Annotated in this window: 17 protein-coding genes; 8 read left to right on the top strand and 9 right to left on the bottom strand. The window is 72.3% G+C overall.

Translation table 11 applies throughout. The features are described 5' to 3' along the window. Positions 1–40 precede the first annotated feature (40 nt). On the top strand, positions 41–199 hold the full coding sequence (locus ACH4LD_RS03710) for a hypothetical protein (protein WP_398053488.1): 159 nt from the start codon (positions 41–43) through the stop codon (positions 197–199). Positions 200–472: 273 nt separating this feature from the next. On the opposite strand, the gene ACH4LD_RS03705 is transcribed toward ACH4LD_RS03710, so the two are convergent. Continuing rightward, positions 473–1,330, bottom strand: coding sequence for a MaoC/PaaZ C-terminal domain-containing protein (locus tag ACH4LD_RS03705; protein WP_398053487.1), 858 nt, complete (start codon positions 1,328–1,330; stop codon positions 473–475). 327 nt (positions 1,331–1,657) lie between these two features. Between ACH4LD_RS03705 and ACH4LD_RS03700 the strand changes: the two genes are divergently transcribed. After that, on the top strand, positions 1,658–2,932 hold the full coding sequence (locus ACH4LD_RS03700) for a sensor histidine kinase (protein ID WP_398053486.1): 1,275 nt from the start codon (positions 1,658–1,660) through the stop codon (positions 2,930–2,932). Here the strand turns inward: ACH4LD_RS03700 and ACH4LD_RS03695 are convergent. Further along, on the bottom strand, positions 2,910–4,481 hold the full coding sequence (locus ACH4LD_RS03695; protein ID WP_398053485.1) for an alpha-L-arabinofuranosidase B: 1,572 nt from the start codon (positions 4,479–4,481) through the stop codon (positions 2,910–2,912). The genes ACH4LD_RS03700 and ACH4LD_RS03695 overlap by 23 nt on opposite strands. Before the next feature lie 276 nt (positions 4,482–4,757). Beyond that, the gene (locus ACH4LD_RS03690) at positions 4,758–5,375 is read right to left on the bottom strand and encodes a TOPRIM nucleotidyl transferase/hydrolase domain-containing protein (protein WP_398053484.1); all 618 of its coding nucleotides are present in this window, start codon (positions 5,373–5,375) and stop codon (positions 4,758–4,760) included. 147 nt (positions 5,376–5,522) lie between these two features. Here ACH4LD_RS03690 and ACH4LD_RS03685 point away from each other — a divergent pair, with 147 nt between their 5' ends. Next, complete coding sequence (locus tag ACH4LD_RS03685) at positions 5,523–6,155, top strand: response regulator (RefSeq protein WP_398053610.1); 633 nt, start codon at positions 5,523–5,525, stop codon at positions 6,153–6,155. Between the two features lie 117 nt (positions 6,156–6,272). Here ACH4LD_RS03685 and ACH4LD_RS03680 read toward each other — a convergent pair whose 3' ends face one another. Beyond that, entirely contained in the window at positions 6,273–7,097 is an 825-nt protein-coding gene (locus ACH4LD_RS03680) for a hypothetical protein (protein WP_398053483.1), read from the bottom strand. Continuing rightward, positions 7,094–7,633, bottom strand: coding sequence for a SigE family RNA polymerase sigma factor (locus ACH4LD_RS03675; RefSeq protein WP_132783710.1), 540 nt, complete (start codon positions 7,631–7,633; stop codon positions 7,094–7,096). The genes ACH4LD_RS03680 and ACH4LD_RS03675 overlap by 4 nt, the downstream gene beginning before the upstream one ends. A 204-nt stretch (positions 7,634–7,837) precedes the next feature. Here ACH4LD_RS03675 and ACH4LD_RS03670 point away from each other — a divergent pair, with 204 nt between their 5' ends. From ACH4LD_RS03670 to ACH4LD_RS03655, 4 genes are all read left to right on the top strand, one after another. Beyond that, on the top strand, positions 7,838–9,580 hold the full coding sequence (locus tag ACH4LD_RS03670) for an MFS transporter (RefSeq protein WP_398053482.1): 1,743 nt from the start codon (positions 7,838–7,840) through the stop codon (positions 9,578–9,580). Between the two features lie 117 nt (positions 9,581–9,697). Further along, complete coding sequence (locus ACH4LD_RS03665; protein ID WP_398053481.1) at positions 9,698–10,348, top strand: class I SAM-dependent methyltransferase; 651 nt, start codon at positions 9,698–9,700, stop codon at positions 10,346–10,348. Positions 10,349–10,370: 22 nt separating this feature from the next. Continuing rightward, positions 10,371–11,354 carry an N-acetylmuramoyl-L-alanine amidase gene (locus tag ACH4LD_RS03660; RefSeq protein WP_398053480.1) on the top strand — a complete coding sequence of 328 codons (984 nt, stop codon included), beginning with the start codon at positions 10,371–10,373 and terminating at the stop codon, positions 11,352–11,354. A gap of 83 nt (positions 11,355–11,437) precedes the next feature. Beyond that, positions 11,438–12,229, top strand: coding sequence for a DUF5336 domain-containing protein (locus ACH4LD_RS03655; RefSeq protein WP_398053479.1), 792 nt, complete (start codon positions 11,438–11,440; stop codon positions 12,227–12,229). 122 nt (positions 12,230–12,351) lie between these two features. Here the strand turns inward: ACH4LD_RS03655 and ACH4LD_RS03650 are convergent, their stop codons facing one another. Beyond that, entirely contained in the window at positions 12,352–12,921 is a 570-nt protein-coding gene (locus ACH4LD_RS03650; protein WP_132783706.1) for a hypothetical protein, read from the bottom strand. Positions 12,922–13,095: 174 nt separating this feature from the next. Between ACH4LD_RS03650 and ACH4LD_RS03645 the strand changes: the two genes are divergently transcribed. Further along, complete coding sequence (locus ACH4LD_RS03645) at positions 13,096–13,389, top strand: hypothetical protein (RefSeq protein WP_014672411.1); 294 nt, start codon at positions 13,096–13,098, stop codon at positions 13,387–13,389. 34 nt (positions 13,390–13,423) lie between these two features. Here the strand turns inward: ACH4LD_RS03645 and ACH4LD_RS03640 are convergent, their stop codons facing one another. The 3 genes from ACH4LD_RS03640 to ACH4LD_RS03630 are packed head-to-tail and all read right to left on the bottom strand — an operon-like array spanning position 13,424 to position 16,637. Then, on the bottom strand, positions 13,424–14,494 hold the full coding sequence (locus tag ACH4LD_RS03640; RefSeq protein WP_398053478.1) for a prenyltransferase/squalene oxidase repeat-containing protein: 1,071 nt from the start codon (positions 14,492–14,494) through the stop codon (positions 13,424–13,426). Next, a complete protein-coding gene (locus ACH4LD_RS03635; protein ID WP_398053477.1) occupies positions 14,491–15,243 on the bottom strand; it encodes a class I SAM-dependent methyltransferase in 753 nt (250 codons plus the stop codon). The genes ACH4LD_RS03640 and ACH4LD_RS03635 overlap by 4 nt, the downstream gene beginning before the upstream one ends. Next, a complete protein-coding gene (locus ACH4LD_RS03630) occupies positions 15,237–16,637 on the bottom strand; it encodes a glycosyltransferase family 4 protein (RefSeq protein ID WP_103810960.1) in 1,401 nt (466 codons plus the stop codon). The genes ACH4LD_RS03635 and ACH4LD_RS03630 overlap by 7 nt, the downstream gene beginning before the upstream one ends. Between the last annotated feature and the right edge of the window lie 42 nt (positions 16,638–16,679).

Below are 16,679 nucleotides of genomic sequence, written 5' to 3'. Positions count from 1 at the left end.
GGCTGTACGAAAGATCAGTTTGACGGGGTGAATACGTCCGATGAGCGACACCAGCACCACTGAGCAGCTGTCTGCCGGCTCTTCCCAGAACGCCGGCCACGGCCGGCACCGGGGCCCGATCGCGGCCCAGGAGAGCGAGTCGACTCCGCACGGCCGGCATCGCAAGCCGGCCCAGGAGACGGCGGAGGTGGCTGCCTGACGGCAGTGAAGAAGAGGGGGCTCCCGCTCGGCGGGCGCCCCCTTCGCCTTGCCCCGGCCGCCCTCATCCCCGTCTTCCCCTTCGCCTCATCCCCGCCTCCCTTCGCCTCATTCTCGCCTGAGCCCCAGCACCTCGGCCGCCGCGAAGGTCTCCCCCCGGCGGCCGCCACCACAGCGCCGGAAGCTTTTCCTGGCCCATCTCGTGCAGTACGGCTGCGCGCATGGTGCGGCTCCCCTCGCGGTCTGTCACTCGCGGTCTCTCACTCGCGGCCCGTCAGGAGTGCTGAACGATGGTGTCGACGAGGACGGGCGCGTCGTCCCGTTCGACGGCGCTCACGGCGGCCCGCACGGAGGCTTCCGAGGCCCACATGCGGATCCGCAGGGTCTCCCCCGGGTACACGACCCCGGCGAACCGCGTGGCGTACGACCGCACCCGGCTCACGTCCCCGCCGAGCAGGGTGTCGACGACCGCCTTGAGCGTGACGCCGTAGGTGCACAAGCCGTGCAGGACGGGCCGTTCGAAGCCGGCGACCTCGGCGAACTCGGGGTCGGCGTGCAGGGGGTTCCAGTCGCCGGACAGGCGGTAGAGCAGTGCCTGGTCCTCGCGCAGGCGCCGCTCGACGACCCGGTCCGGCTCCCCGGCGGGCGGTTCGGGCCGGGCGGACGGTCCCCGGTCGCCGCCCCAGCCGCCCTCTCCCCGTACGAAGATCCGCGCGTCGTCGGTCCACAGCGGGCCCTCGGCGTCGGCGACCTCGGTACGCATGACGAGGACGGCCGCCGTGCCCTTGTCGTACACGGCGGCGATGCGGCCGGTGGCGGTGGCGGTGCCCTCGGCCGGGACGGGGCGGTGCAGGGTGAGTGTCTGGCCGCCGTGCAGGACGCGGGAGAGGTCGACGTCGACGCCGGGCATGGACAGCCCGCTGATCACACCCGGTGAGCCGGCGCCCGCGACGGTGGCGAAGCTGGGCAGGACGTGCAGCCGGGACTCCAGGGTGTAGCGCAGTTCGTCGGGGTCGGTGGCGGGGACGCCCGCGCCGATGCCGAGGTGGTAGAGCAGGACGTCCTTGCACGTCCAGGAGATCTCTCCCGACCGGGGCTCGGCGGCGAGTGCTTTGGCGGCGTCGATGGGCATGGGGCTCCTGACGGGTCTCAAGACCTCGGTTCCGACGTCCGCACCGCCGGCCGCACCGAGGTCGTCCACGTGCGGACCTAGAACGCGTTCCAGCCCGGCGCCCCCTGTATAGCCGAGCCACCGCTGTATAGCCGAGCCCACGCGATTGCGAAAGCTCCTGACTCCGCGTCAGACCGGTCGGCCGTGACATTTGTCCTGCCCGATTCGGTACACACGTGTCTGCCCGGGGCCGGGCCCGGTTCCGTACCGTTCGATCCGTACGTTGTGCCGCCCTCCCGCTCTCACGCGGGAGGGGTCGTTCGAACGACTGAGACGGGGGAATCGGAGATGACGTGGTGGCGGAGCCTGAGCTGCCAGATGGCGGCCTGGCAGCGGGAACGGCTGGTGTGGCGGGCGGACGTGCGGCGCTTCCGGGCCGCACGGCGGGCCGCCCGGCGCGAGGGCGGGGACCTCTCGGCCGCCGAGCGTCCGGGCCCGCCGCCCACCGGCTTCACCCTGCTGCCCTGGCTGCTGCTGGGCATGGGCTCCTTCTCCAACGTCATCCAGGGCGAGACCCCGAACCCGTGGATCGGTGGTCTGGGCCTGCTCGCCTTCAACTCCCTCTACGTCTACGTCACCTTCCGCGCATTCGACCGGGCCAGGCGCGAGTCGACGTCCACCCGGGTGGCGCTGGGCCTGCTCGGCCTGGTCACGACGGGCCTCGCCCTCGGATACGGCGGCAACTGGCTGATGTTCTTCCCGCTGCTGGGCCTCGCCACGGGCGCCACCCTGCGCGGGCCCTGGCTGGGCCGCGTGGGCCTGCTGCTCACGCTCTACGCGGGAGCCGCCACCTGGCTGCGGGACGGCTGGGACGACGCGTCCGGCATCGCCTACGCCACCTTCCTGTCCAGCATGGTCACCGCCGCGATCCTCAGCCTGTCCGAGGCCGTGCGGGAACTGCGGGCCGCCCGGGAGGAGCTGGCCCGGCGGGCGGTGGCGGAGGAGCGGCTGCGCTTCTCCCGCGATCTGCACGACCTGCTCGGGCACACCCTGTCGGTGGTCGTGGTGAAGTCGGAGGCGGCCCGCCGGCTGGCGCCACGCGACCTCGACGCGGCGCTGGCACAGATCTCGGACATCGAGTCGGTGGGCCGGCAGGCGCTCACCGAGATCCGGGAGGCGGTGACCGGCTACCGCGAGGGCAGCCTGGCCACCGAGCTGACCCGGGCCCGGTCGGCGCTCTCCGCGGCGAGCGTGGAGCCGGTGGTCCGCCAGTCCGGGGCGCCGCTGGCCCCGCAGACCGAGGCGCTGCTCGGCTGGGTGGTGCGCGAGGCGGTCACCAACGTCGTCCGGCACAGCCGTGCCGACCGCTGCGAGATCACCGTCGAGGGAGCCGCCGAACGGGTCCGGCTGACGGTCACGGACAACGGCACGGGCGCCGGGACTCCCGTCGGCGCGAGCGCGGGCGGTACGGGACTGAAGGGGCTGACCGAACGCCTCGCGGCGGCGGGCGGCTCCCTCACGGCCGGCCCGGCGCCACGCGGCGGCTTCACGGTCACCGCCGACCTTCCGGTGGGCGGTGACGAACCGGTGCCGGCGGCGGCTACGGCGCCCAGGGCCCTGTGACCGCCCAGCTGACGTCCGCCGTCCAGGACGTGGCGCTGTCGAAGGCGTTGGTTCCGCCGTTGCTCGCTATGTAGAGACTGTGGTCGTAGTGGCGCAGGTAGCGCGTCGGGTAGTTGTACGAGGCGAACGAGGTGCCGGTGCCGCTCCTGCCGGTCTGCGGGCAGAAGGTGGCGTCGGCCCGGAACTGGGCGGTGCCGTCCATCGGCTGCCGGTGGACCCGGTAGTCGAAGTGCCGCAGGAAGTCACCGGGGTAGTTCCGCGACTCGAAGGAGACACAGGAGCTGTCGGCCAGTCCGCGGCGGACGATCCAGGTGGCGTCGTTCTTGTCGAGGGACGAACTGCTCGACGTCAGCGGGGAGATGACGGCCGCGTCGTTCTGGTGGCGGACGTAGTCGCCGGTGCAGCAGGAGGTCGTGGCCCGCACGGAGATCTCGGAGCCGGGGCTCAGTGTGCCGGTACTGCCGGTCGGGCCGCCGTAGCCGACGGAGACGATGTTGGCCTGGACCGCGTTGTCGGCGGCGTCGGTCGGGATGCCGGCGGTCATCACGCCCTCGAAGAAGGACCCGATCGAGCCGTTGCTGTTGTCACCGCCGGTGCCGAGGACGATCGCGCCCTCCTGGTGCATGGGGGAGTATCCGCCCGCGGTCGGCTCACCCCCGGAATAGGTGGTCGTCAGCCCGCCCGATCGGGCGTTTCCGTATTTCAGCGCGAAATGGTTCTGGCCGTTGTTCTTCAGCAGCGCGGTCACGAACGGCAGCGGGCCCGTCCCGGTGTTGGAGGTGTTCCTGCTGTAGCCGGCGTCGGACTGGAACAGCCCGTTCTCCAGGTCTGCCTGCACCCAGGGGCCCGGCCCGTAGCAGGGCGAGAACCAGCACTCGGTGCCGAAGTTGATGGCGTCCATGTGGCCGTTGCCGGTGTCCATGTTGTTGGTCTCGGCGTTGCCGTAGTCGAAGCAGCAGCGGTTGTTGACGTGCGTGCCCGAGGTCACCATGTACATCCCCTCGGCCTGCCCGTTCACGGCCACGCCCGAGGTGGAGTTGTCCCGGTAGCCCATGCCGGCGGAGATCTCCAGGCCGTAGACCTGGTGGCCGCCGGCGGTCACCGGCAGGGCGTCCGCGGGCGCGCCCACGTCGGCGGCCCCGGCTCCGCCCGCGCCCTCGATCGTGAGGTCGTTGTGGCGCGGGGACTGGTCGTAGATCTCGGTGATGACGCAGGTCGTGCCGGAGCAGAAGGAGTCCTGGGCGGCGGCGTCGGCGTACCCGCCGGGGGACAGCAGACCGATGTTCGTCTTCGCCCCGTCCTTGGCGCGCTGCACCTGGTACAGCGGTCCGTTGTACGACGCGTACAGCGCCCGGGCCAGGCTGTGCGCGGCGACGCAGGGGGTGCCGGCGGCGGCGTAGAGGTCACAGGGCAGCGAACTCGCGGCGGCGGCCGGGGGCGCGCCGGCGCCGAGGAACAGCGCGGCGAGGGTGGCGCAGACGGCGAGGAGTGCGAGGAGGGCGCGGGGGGCGCGTTGGGCGCCGGGGGCGCGGGGGGTTCTCGACAGCACGGTGCACCTCGGGTTCGTCGTGGGGCGAGGGCTTGTCGTCCGACATCCCGAACGTCGTTCGATCGAAATACCGAACTCGTTCACCTACGGAATTGCTGTGGATTTCTGGAAATGCACGAGCACAACGCGGGCGATTGCAACGGGTGATAGCAGGGGCGATTGTTTGTGCACCGTCAAGACGCGTCAACCCCCGCCGCACCGGACCATGCCGAGTCTTTACGGGCGCAAGGGCTCCGGTCAGAGGCTCGGGTCAGCGGCTCGGGTCAAGGGATCCGCTCAGAGGCTGGTGAGCAGACCGTCGAGCGGGGCGGGTGCGTGATCGGGTTCGAGGGCCTCGACCAGGACACGGCCGTAATGGATCTTCCGCCCCTTCTTCGTGCCGAGGAAGCGCCGCAACTGCTGCTGTGCCGTGCGGCCGCGTTGGGCGGGCTGACGCAGGAAGGTCTGCAGCGCGCGCAGGTCGCCCTCCACCCGGACCAGTTCCGTCACCCGGGCCACGCCCAGCGCGCGGATCAACTCGTCCTCCAGATCCGCCGCGCAGACGAAGAAGCCGTGCTGTGCCGCACCGGCCCGCTCCCAGCCGCGGGCGTAGTACGGGCGCTCCCGCTCGTCGCACAGCCCGGTGAGGCGCAGGCCCAGTCCGGCCGGCCCGAGGAGGCCGGCGAACCGCCCGACGTTCATCGCCCCGCCCATCGGCAGGACGCAGACCCCTTCGGCCGCCAGGTCCCGGCCGCGGCCCACGGCCAGCGCGCCGACCGCCGCGGCGTCGCTCGGCCCTTCGAGCAGGACGGCCGCCCGGACGGGCAGCCGCGCGGCCAGCTCCCGCGCGGGGCCTCCCGGCCCACCGGCCGCCCACGCGGTGACCGCCTCCTGGAACGCCCCCATGTCAGCCATGAGCCGAGTCTCCGCCCTTTCCGACGGCCACGGTAGGCAATTTCCGCGAGCGCGCACCGACCCCCACGGTCAACGGCCGACCGCCACACCGGCCTCACGCGGGGCTGCTCGGGCCGCCCGGCGTAACCTGTGGCGATGGACGACGAGATGCCCCGGGACCACCGGCCCGGCACACGCATCCGGGTGCTGCTGGCCGAGGACCAGGGCATGATGCGTGGCGCTCTCGCCCTGCTCCTCGGCATGGAGGAGGACATCGAGGTCGTGGCCCAGCTGGGCTCGGGCGACGGCATCGTGGACGCCGTGCTCACGCACCGGCCGGACGTGGCCCTGCTGGACATCGAGCTGCCGGGCATGAGCGGGCTGGACGCGGCGGCCGAGCTGCGGGACCAGGCTCCCGACTGCCGGGTGCTGATCCTCACCACCTTCGGCCGGCCGGGATATCTGCGCCGGGCCATGGAGGCCGGAGCGGCCGGCTTCCTCGTCAAGGACGGGCCCGTGGAGGAGCTGGCCGCGGCGATCCGGCGTGTGCTCACCGGGGAGACCGTGGTCGATCCGGCGCTGGCGGCCGCCGCGCTCAGCGCCGGGCCGAATCCGCTGACGCCCCGTGAGCGGGAGGTGCTGACGGCGTCGGTGGACGGGGCGACCGTCGCGGACATCGCCGGCAGGCTGCACCTGTCCGAGTCGACCGTCCGCAACTACCTCTCCTCCGCCATCGGCAAGACCCGCACCCGCAACCGGGCCGAAGCGGTACGGGAAGCCCGGCAGCAGGGCTGGCTCTGAGCAGGGCCCTCCCGCACCCCTGGTCCCTCCGTCACATCCGCGACGTCGTAGGCCACCCCCTCCGGGCCGACCGTCGCTGAAATCGCCGGCACAGTGCACCCGCGCCCGCACCCGGGGTCACTCCGTCACGTCCGCGTCCTCGTAGGCCGTCCCCTCCGGGGCGAGGCACACGAACCAGTTGCCTCCCGGGTAGCCCGCGACCGGGCGGATCAGCGCGGTGCCGTCAGGGGCGGCCGTCGTGGAGCCCGCCGGCCGGGCCACCGTGGAACTGCCGTCCTTCCAGTGGCAGGTGACCTCCCGGGCGGTCTTCGCCACATGACCGACCACCAGCCGTTCCGGGACCGTGGGGCCGACCTTGTCCAGGCTGACGGCGGCGGCCATGAGGTCGGTGCCCGAGAGGCGGTCGATCCTCTGGTGCGTGTCGAACATGACCACCAGGGAACGGCCGCCGCCGTAGGACCGCATGGAGAAGTACGACGTCTTCCCGACCAGGTCGGCGGCCTTGTCCACGGCCGGCCGCAGGCCCATCCGCCCCATGGCGTCGAACTGCCGGTCCGCCTCCCGCGCGTCACGTGGCGCGCCCCACACCTCGACCCAGACCCGCCACTGCTTGCCGTGCTCGGTGCCCCGCGCCAGCTCCGTCCGCTGGGGGTCGTACACATGTCTCTCCTCGGCGGTCGCCGGGCCGGGCGCCATCGGCGTCCCCCGGCCGGCGCGCTCCCCGGGCAGCCCGGCGAAGGCCAGCGTGGCCCCCGTCGAGCCCGCCAGCACCAGGGCGGTGGCCGCCGCCACGGCCCAGCGCCGCGCTCTGCGGCGCCGGCCGCCGCGGATGACGGCCTGGACGGGGGCTATGCCGATCTCGACCTCGTCCGCCGCGTCCGCGAGCAGGAGGGCGATGTCCGTCTGCGTCATGTCGTGGTTCTCCCGGTCCGCGCTCATCACTTCCGCCCTCCGTGCGTCACCATGTCGGCCAGTCCCGGTATGGCGCGGAGCTTCGCGATCCCCTTGGCCGCGTTGCTCTTCACCGTGCCGACCGAGCAGCCCATCGCCTCCGCCGTCTGTGTCTCCGTCAGGTCCTCCCAGTAGCGCAGCACGACCGCCTCCCGCTGCCGGACGGGCAGTTGCGCGAGTGCCTTGAGCAGGGCGCTGCGGTCGTCGGCCTGGGCGATCCGGTCGCCGGTGTCGGCCACCTCGCGCACCAGGCCGGAGTCGTCCTTCGGCGCCAGGAACTCCCTGAGCCTCCGTCGGTGTCTGCGCGCGTGCGCGTTGATCATCACGCGCCGTACGTACGCCTCCGGGTCGTCGGCGCCGCCGACCCGGCGCCAGGCCACATAGACCTGTTCGAGCGTCGACTGGACCAGGTCCTCGGCGGCGTGCTGCTCCCCCGTGAGGAGAAATGCCGTACGCATCAACCGCGGCCAGCGGCCGACCACGAAGCTCTGGAACTCCTCGTTCCGAGTCTGCTTCCCGTCCCCCATGGGCACCTCCTAGATGTCTGAAGGAGTCCATGGGCCGCCCGGACCGTTGCCCCGGTCCGCACCAGAATTTTCTCCTCCCGTCATGACACCGCGTCAGTAACCCATGGAACGGTCAAGAATTCGTTAGAGGCCCGAAGCAACGGAATAGTTGCCTGTGCATACGAGGTTTACCCAGCACTTATGACACGCGGAAGGCCTCACCCCATGCCAGAGACGACGACCGACCAGCCCACCCGGAGAGCGGGCGGCGCCGTGGTCCCCGTGCTCGCCTTCGCGGGCATCGTGGTCGCGGTGATGCAGACGCTGCTCGTGCCGGTCATCAAGGATCTGCCGCAGCTTCTGGACACCGCCCCCAGCAACGCCACCTGGGTCCTCACCTCGACCCTCCTGTCGGGCGCCGTCGCCACCCCGATCATGGGCCGGCTCGGCGACCTCTACGGCAAGCGCCGCATGCTGGTCCTCAGCCTCGCCGTGATGGTGGTCGGCGCCCTGGTCAGCGCCTTCACCGACCAGCTGCTCACGATGATCGTCGGCCGTACCCTCCAGGGCTTCGCCATGGGCGCGATCCCGCTCGGCATCGGCCTGATGCGCGACATGCTGCCCCGCGAGAAGCTGGGCTCGGCCATGGCCCTGATGAGCTCCTCGATCGGCGTCGGCGGCGGCCTCGCGCTGCCCGCCGCGGCCCTGGTCGCGCAGCACACCGACTGGCACGCCCTGTTCTACGGCGCCGCCGGCCTCGGCGCGCTCGCCATCCTGCTCACCCTCCTCGTCGTCCCCGAGTCCCCGATGCGCGCCGAGGGCTCCTTCGACCTGCTCGGCGCGCTCGGCCTGTCGGCCGGTCTGGTGCTGCTCCTGCTGCCGATCACCAAGGGCAGCGACTGGGGCTGGTCCTCGGGCACGACGCTCGGTCTGTTCGCCGCGGCCGTCGTCGTCCTGCTGCTGTGGGGCGTGTACGAGCTGCGGGTCCAGGCGCCGCTGGTCGACCTGCGCACCACCGCCCGCCGCGAGGTGCTGCTCACCAACCTGGCCTCGATCATGGTCGGCGTCAGCTTCTACGTCGTCTCGCTCGTCCTGCCCCAGCTCCTCCAGCTGCCCACCGCGACCGGCTACGGCCTCGGCCAGTCCATGGTCGTCGCGGGCCTGTGCGTGGCCCCGCTGGGCCTGACGATGATGTTCACCGCTCCGGTGTACGCCCGTCTGTCCGCCCGCTACGGCCCCAAGGTCACTCTGATCACCGGCCTGGTCGTCATCGCGATCGGCTACGGCGGCGGCCTCGGCCTGATGGACGCGGCCTGGCAGACGATCATCACGTCCGTCGTCCTCGGCGCGGGCATCGGCCTCGCCTACTCCTCGCTCCCCGCGCTCATCGTCGGCGCGGTCCCGGCCTCCGAGACCGGCGCGGCCAACGGCCTGAACACCCTGATGCGGTCCATCGGCACGTCGGTGTCGAGCGCCGTCATCGGCATGGTGCTGGCCAACACCGCGAACAACGTGAACGGCGTCGCGATCCCGACCATGCACGGGTTCCGGGTGTCCTTCCTGATCGCCACCGCCGCCGTCGCGGTGGGCCTGCTGCTGGCGGTCTTCCTGCCGAAGGCGGCCCGCCCGGCGCAGCACACCCAGCTGCGGGCCAGCAGTGAGGAGGAAGCCAACCTGGAGCGGGCCGAGGAGGCGCTGCGCGGGTTCCGGGGGCGGGTCCTGGACGCCGGCGGCGCGCCCGTGGCCCGGGCCAAGGTCACCCTGATCGACCGCCGGGGGCGGCAGGCGGGTGCGACCGTCTCCGCCGAGGACGGCAGCTACGCGCTCGCCGTCCCGGCCGAGGGGGCGTACGTGCTGGCCGCGCGGGCCTCCGGCCATGGGCCGCTGGCTTCTTCGGCGACGCATCCCGGTGCGGAGCGGGCCGTCGACCTGGATCTCTCGCTGCCCGGGGAGACCGTGAGCGCCTGACGGGACACCTCGTTCCGCCGTCCGGCTCCACGCCCTCGCACCGCACCCCCTGTCCACGCGTGACCGGGGGTGCGGCAGCATGGGCGCCCGGACCGACGTACGACCGAAAGGCGCCCCATGCCCGCCGCTCCCAAGCCCGAGATCCTGGCCGCGTTCGAGGCGGCGAAGGGCTTCATGCCCCTCGACGAGGGGCTCGCCCTCTACGACGCCGCCGTCACCGCCGGCCGGCTCGGGCTGCCGCTGCTGGAGGTCGGCACGTACTGCGGGCGCTCCACCGTCCTGCTGGCCGACGCCGCGCGCGCGGCCGGGGTCACGGCGCTGACCGTCGACCATCACCGGGGCAGCGAGGAGCAGCAGCCCGGCTGGGAGTACCACGACCCGGAGACGGTCGACCCCGAGGTCGGCCTGATGGACACGCTGCCGACCTTCCGGCGCACGCTGTTCAGGGCGGGGCTGGAGGAGCACGTGGTCGCCCTCGTCGGCCGCTCCCCGCAGATCGCGGCGATCTGGAACTCCCCGCTCGGGTTCGTGTTCGTCGACGGCGGCCACACGGACGAGCACGCCACGGCCGACTACGACGGCTGGGCGCCGCACGTGGCCGAGGGCGGCCTGCTGGTCATCCACGACGTCTTCCCCCACCCGGAGGACGAGTTCACCGGCCAGGCGCCGTACCGGGTGTACGTGCGGGCCCTTGGTTCCGGGGCGTTCGAGGAGGTCTCGGCGACCGGCTCGCTACGCGTCCTGCGGCGAACGGGAGCGGGGATCTGAGGCCCCGGTTAGAGTCGCAGACGTGTCGTACGTTGGTCCGGACTTCGATCCCCCGCAGCCCCGCCGGCCCCGGCGCCGCCCGCTGACCGTGGCGCTCGCCGCCCTGGTGCCCGGGGCGCTGCTCGGCTGGGTGGTGTACGAGGGGGCCAGCGGTGGCGGTGCGGACCGTACGGCCTCCCCCGCGCCGGCCCCGCGCAGCTCCGCGGTGTCCTCCGCCCCGGCCCCCTCCCCGAGCGGCAAGAGCGGCAAGAGCGACAACGGTGGCAGCGGCGGCGGTGACGACGGCAAGGTGTCCGGCTCGCCCTCGGCCCGGCCGGGCGGTTCCGGTCCGCTCAAGGGGAAGGTCGTCGTCGTCGACCCGGGGCACAACCCGGGCAACTTCCGGCACACGGCGGAGATCAACCGCCCGGTGGACATCGGGACGAACCGCAAGGAGTGCGACACCACCGGTACGTCCACCAACGACGGTTACACCGAGGCGCGGTTCACGTTCGACATGGCGCAGCGGCTGCGGGAGCTGCTGGAGCGGCAGGGCGCCACGGTGAAGCTCACGCGCGGCGGCGACAGTCCGGCGTGGGGTCCGTGCGTGGACGAGCGGGCCCGGATCGGCAACACCGCGCGCGCGGACGCGGCGATCTCCATCCATGCCGACGGCTCCGCCCCCGGCAACCGCGGCTTCCACGTCATCCTGCCGGGCTCCGTGCACGCGGGTGCCGCCGACACCCGTGCCATCGTCGGCCCGTCCCACGATCTCGGGGTGCGCATCGCGGGCAAGTTCCTCCGCGAGACGGGGGAGCCGCCCTCCAACTACCTCGGCGACGGTACCGGTCTCGTCACGCGTACGGACCTGGGTGGTCTCAATCTGTCAACGGTTCCCAAGGTGTTCATCGAGTGCGGCAACATGCGCGATAGCAAGGACGCGGCACTGCTGACCAGCGGCACCTGGCGCCAGCGGGCCGCGCAAGGGATCTCTGAGGGAATCGTGAGTTTCCTGCGCGATTCGTGACCGGCGGGCGGAACCGGCCGGACAGCCGGATCTTGCGGGCGATAGTGTCTACCGACGACGAGACGACCTACGAAGGACCTGAAGTGAATATCCGCTCCCTCACTAGAGGCGACGGCGTGGTGATCGGAGCAGCGGTGGTGCTGTTCATCGCGTCGTTCCTCGACTTCTACAGCATCTCCGGCTTCGGCGACACGTACAGCCGGAGCGCGTGGGACAACCTGGGCATGGGCCTGGGCATCTACATGGGCGCGGTGATCGGTGCCGTTCTCATCGTCGTCAACCGCTGTCTGCCGCAGCCGCGCAAGGTGGCCGGGCTCGACCTGGCCGCGGTCGGCACCGCCTTCGCGATCCTGGCGGCCTGGACGCTGCTGTGGACGCTGATCGACCTCGACAACGTGGACGCCGGCGCCGGTCTCGTCCTCGGGTTCATCGCAGCTCTCGTCATGGCTGCCGCCGCCATCGCCACCCCGCTGGTGCCCGCCCTCCAGGCCGCCCTGGTCCCGGCCCCCAAGCCGGTCGCCCCGCAGCCCTACGGCGCCCAGCCGCCCGGTGGTTACGGCTACCCGGGCGCCCAGCCGCAGCAGCCCTACGGTGCGCAGCCGCAGCCGGGTCAGCCGTTCGGGCAGCAGCCGCCGACCGCGCAGGGCACCGCCCCGGCGCCGCAGCCGGTCGCCGCGGACTTCTCGCCGTTCTGGTTCGCCGTGCCGGTGCCCCGCCCGCTGTTCTCGGAGGACGGTTCGCCGAACCAGATCGCCGAACTGGCGCCGGGCACCTGGTACCTGGCCGTCGAGCAGCGCGGTGCCGCGCTGGTCGCGCAGACCCAGGACGGCCGCCGTGGCGTGCTCCAGGACACCTCGGGCATCCAGCGCGGCTGAGCCGCACCACCGCACCGGCCCCTCGCCCTTCCGGGCGGGGGGCCGTTGTCGTGCAGCCGCCCCCACACTGGTAACTGACGTGCCGTCAGATGATCCGGGATCAGAGACGGCCGGCTGAACTCCTAGCCCTTGGTCAGCTGGGAGGCCGAGGGCACCTGGTCCTTGACCGGGGCACCGGCGCTCTTGCCCGCGTCCTTGACATCGCCGATGACGTCGTTGAACGAGTTCACCGCGTTCTCGTCGCCCTTGCGGAGCTTGGACGGCAGGTTCTTCAGGGCCTCGATGCCGCTGCTGAGGGGTTCGAGGGCCTTGGAGAGGGTCGGGTCGGCCTTGGCGTTCTTCTGGGCCGCCTTCAGCCGGTTGTAGGCGAAGGCGCCGGCGAGGCCGGCCTTGATCAGGGCGGTCTTGCGACCCTTGGCGCCCTTCTTGAACTTGCCTTCCTTCCAGGGCTTGACGATCCAGTGGTAGGTCGCGCCGGCGGCCAGGCCCGCGTCCACCACGAAGCGGGTCTTGGCGAACCTGCGCTTCTCCTCGGACGTGGTCGGGCTGGGACTGTCGACGGCCGGGACGGCCTGTGCCGCCGCGGTGTCCTTCGTGCTGTTCTTCTCGCTGCCTCCACAGGCGGTGGCACCCGCCACCAGGGCGCAGCACAAGGTGAGCGCCAGGACGAGGCGCCGTATCGGTACGGGCACGAGAGTCCTCCGGACGTGTCCTCCCCGAGCGGTCTGCTTCCTCCGGCAGCCTCGTCCGGGGCGGCCGGGTGCGCCACCCGGGGGACGCCGTCCGGGTGGTGTCCGGGCCGGGTCCGGGTCGGCTCCGGGCTCCCTGGGGGGTTTCACGGCACATCGCCCGGCAATCCGGAGAGTATGTCCCCTCGATATCGCAACGGCGCGAACCAGGCCGGGACGGTCATCGCGGTCGTCGCCGACATCATGGCGTTGATCCTCGGCCTGTGGATCCTGATGTACCTGTTGGACGCGAACCGGGCGAACAGCCTGGTCCAGTTCGTCCATGACGCGGCCTCCTGGCTGGCCGGCTGGTCCCACGACCTCTTCACCTTCGACGAGGCCTGGGCCCGGGTGGTCGCCGGATACGGACTCGCCGCGGTGGTCTACCTGTTCGTGGGCCATGCCATAGCCAACCGGATGCACCGGCACTGACCCCGCCGGACGGCCGGGCCGGACCCTCGCGGGGTCAGCCGCAGCAGTCCGGGTCCAGTCCGGCCGGCAGGTGTTCCCCGCCGAACACCGCGCACGTGGCGTCGTGGCCGCCCAGTGCGGCCACGGCCAGCAGCAGGGAGCCGGCCGTCCAGGTGGTCAGCTCGCGGGGCCAGATGACGCCGTCGTCGAAGACGTAGCCCGTCCAGTACAGGCCGCTGTCGGCGTCCCGCAGGTGCTGGATGGACTGGAGGATCTCCAGGGCCCGGTCGGACTCGCCCATCGCCCACAGCGCCAGGGCGAGTTCGCTGGACTCGCCGCCGGTCACCCAGGGGTTCGGGACCACGCAGCGCACCCCGAGGCCGGGGACGACGAACCGGTCCCAGTCCGCCTCGATGCGGGCCTTGGCCTCCGCTCCGGTGAGCGCGCCGCCGAGGACCGGGTAGTACCAGTCCATCGAGTAGCGGTCCTTGTCCAGGAAGCGCTCCGGGTGGCGGCGGATCGCGTGGCGCAGGGACCCGGCGGCCAACTCCCAGTCCGGCTGCGGCTCCTCGCGTTCCTCGGCGATGGCGAGCGCGCACCGCAGGGCATGGTGGACGGAGGAGCTGCCCGTCAGCAGCGCGTCCGTCGTCGCAGTGCCGTCGTCCTCCCGGCGCCAGCCGATCTGGCCGCCGGGCTGCTGGAGCCGCAGCACCCATTCGACGGCCGCGTACACGGTCGGCCACATGCGGTCCAGGAACGTGTCGTCGCCCGTGGACAGGTAGTGGTGCCAGACGCCGACGGCTATGTAGGCGACGAAGTTGGACTCGCGGGCGCGGTCGGTGATCTCGTCGTGGGCGCCGTCGGCGTAGGCGGCGTACCAGGACCCGTCCTCGTTCTGGTGCCGGGCGAGCCAGTCGTACGCCCGCTCGGCGGCGTCGTGCTCACCGGCCGCGTCCAGGGCCATCGCGGCCTCGGTGTGGTCCCACGGGTCGAGGTGGTGCCCGCGGAACCACGGGATCGCGCCGTCCTCCCGCTGCGCGGCCAGGATGCCGGCGACGGTCGCGGCGGCCTGCTCGGCGGTGAGGACCCCGGGCAGGACGAGGTGTTCTGTCCGGGGGGTGGTCACTTGGCGGCCACCCCGTCGGTCTCGGCGAGCCGGGGCAGGTGCGGCTTGGTCGCGTAGACCACGAAGCTCTTGCCGATGAGCGGGTTGAGCGCCTGCTCGGCGAGCCGGGTGGCGAGCGGCTTCTTCATGATGTCCCAGACCAGCAGCTTGTGGTACGCCCGCACCGGCAGCGCCTTGTCGTTGTCGACGCCGAACGCGCACTTCAGCCACCAGTACGGCGAGTGCAGCGCGTGCGCGTGGTGGCTGCCGTACGGCTTCAGCCCGGCCTCGCGGACCTTGGCGACCAGTTCGTCGGCCTTGTAGATACGGATGTGGCCGCCCTCGACCTCGTGGTAGGCGTCGGACAGCGCCCAGCAGACCTTCTCGGGGCCGTAGCGCGGCACGGTGATCGCGATGCGCCCGCCCGGCTTGAGCACGCGGACCATCTCCGCGAGCACGCCCTTGTCGTCGGGGATGTGCTCCATCACCTCGGAGATGATGACGACGTCGAAGGACTCGTCGGGAAAGGGCAGGGCGAGGGCGTCGCCCTCCATCGCCGTGGCGGTGGCGCCCTCCGGTGCCTCCCCGGCTTCCTTCATCGCCGCGAACCACTTGGCGACCTCGCGGATCTCCTCGCCGTTCTGGTCCAGGGCCACGACCCGGGCGCCGCGCCGGTAGCACTCGAAGGCGTGCCGGCCGGCTCCGCAGCCGAGGTCCAGGACACGGTCGCCGGGGGCGAGCGGGAACCGGGAGAAGTCGACGGTCAGCACGTGGCCCTGCTTTCGGAGGAGACGCCTGCAACACTTGCCGGGGCCGCGGAGCGGCCGGGGGTCGGGGCCGCGGAGCGGCTCGGGGAGTGGCCCGCGGAGCGGGCGATGGCCTCGCGGTAGTGGGCCACGGTGCCCTCGGCGGCGCGGGCCCAGGTGAAGCGGTCGAGCACCCGCCCGCGGCCCGCGTGGCCGAGGCGGGCCCGCAGCTCCGGGTCCCCGAGCAGCCGGTTCAGCCCGGCGGCCAGCGCCCCCGCGTCACCGGGCGGTACGGCCAGGCAGGTCTCGCCGTCCGGCCCCGCGACCTCGGGGATCGCGCCGCCGGTGGTGGCGACCAGCGGGGTGCCGGTGGCCATGGCCTCGGCGGCGGGCAGCGAGAACCCCTCGTACAGGGACGGCACGCAGGCCACCTGGGCGGAACGGATCAGGTCGACCAGTTCGGCGTCGGAGATGCCCTTGACGAAGTCGACGGCGCCTTCGAGGCCGTAGCGCTCGATCGCCTGCGCGACGGGGCCCTCCTGCGGGCGCTTGCCGACGACGACGAGGTGGGCGGCGGGGTGCTCGGTGCGCACCTTGGCGAGCGCTTCCACGAGGAACACCAGCCCCTTCAGCGGCACGTCGGCGCTGGAGGTGGTGACGATCCGGCCCGGCACCTCGGCGACGGCCGGATCCGGCGCGAACAGGTCGGTGTCGGCGCCGATGTGGACGACGTGGACCCGGTCGTCCCGGACGCCGAGGTGGTCCACGATCTCCTGGCGCGAGCTGCCGGAGACGGTGAGGATCGAGGGCAGCCGGCGGGCGACGCGCTTCTGCATGCGGGTGAAGGCGTACCAGCGGCGCACCGAGTAGCGGCGCTGCCAGGTGTCGGCGGCGTCCAGCTCCAGCTGCCGGTCCACGGTGATGGGGTGGTGGACCGTGGTGACCAGGGGCGCGCCGAGGTCGCCCAACAGGCCGTAGCCCAGGGTCTGGTTGTCGTGGACGACGTCGAACTCGCCGCGCCGGGCGCGCAGGTGCCGGCGGGCGCGCAGCGAGAAGGTCAGCGGCTCGGGGAAGCCGCCGGTCCACATGGTCCCGACCTCCAGGGCGTCGATCCAGTCCCGGTACTCCTCCCGCTTCGGGGTGCGGAAGGGGTCGGGCTGGCGGTAGAGGTCGAGGCTGGGCAGCTCGGTGAGGGTCAGGCCGGGGTAGCCCTCGTCGAGGACGGGGTACGGCTGGGAGCCGATGACCTCCACGCGGTGGCCGAGGCGGGCCAGCTCCCGCGAGAGGTGCCGTACGTAGACACCCTGCCCCCCGCAGAACGGGTTCCCTTTGTAGGTGAGGAGCGCGATGTCGAGCGGTCGTCCGCCGTCGGCAGCGGGTTCCTGGTCGGCACCCGCTTCCCGGGCCTCAGCGGTCACTCCGTGCCCCCTTCTGCCTGCACTCCCGCGAGACTACGACGG

This window comes from Streptomyces sp. NPDC017676 (assembly GCF_044329325.1).
Lineage (GTDB): Bacteria > Actinomycetota > Actinomycetes > Streptomycetales > Streptomycetaceae > Streptomyces.
This window is presented reverse-complemented; position numbering and strand designations above follow the sequence as displayed.

Bases quoted from the DNA above. Each gene is read 5' to 3' on its own strand.
- ACH4LD_RS03685 (WP_398053610.1), top strand. From the start codon at position 5,523: ATGCCCCGGGACCACCGGCCCGGCACACGCATCCGGGTGCTGCTGGCC.
- ACH4LD_RS03705 (WP_398053487.1), bottom strand. From the start codon at position 1,330: ATGCCCATCGACGCCGCCAAAGCACTCGCCGCCGAGCCCCGGTCGGGA.
- ACH4LD_RS03700 (WP_398053486.1), top strand. From the start codon at position 1,658: ATGACGTGGTGGCGGAGCCTGAGCTGCCAGATGGCGGCCTGGCAGCGG.
- ACH4LD_RS03675 (WP_132783710.1), bottom strand. From the start codon at position 7,633: ATGGGGGACGGGAAGCAGACTCGGAACGAGGAGTTCCAGAGCTTCGTG.
- ACH4LD_RS03690 (WP_398053484.1), bottom strand. From the start codon at position 5,375: ATGGCTGACATGGGGGCGTTCCAGGAGGCGGTCACCGCGTGGGCGGCC.
- ACH4LD_RS03665 (WP_398053481.1), top strand. From the start codon at position 9,698: ATGCCCGCCGCTCCCAAGCCCGAGATCCTGGCCGCGTTCGAGGCGGCG.
- ACH4LD_RS03645 (WP_014672411.1), top strand. From the start codon at position 13,096: ATGTCCCCTCGATATCGCAACGGCGCGAACCAGGCCGGGACGGTCATC.
- ACH4LD_RS03710 (WP_398053488.1), top strand. From the start codon at position 41: ATGAGCGACACCAGCACCACTGAGCAGCTGTCTGCCGGCTCTTCCCAG.
- ACH4LD_RS03670 (WP_398053482.1), top strand. From the start codon at position 7,838: ATGCCAGAGACGACGACCGACCAGCCCACCCGGAGAGCGGGCGGCGCC.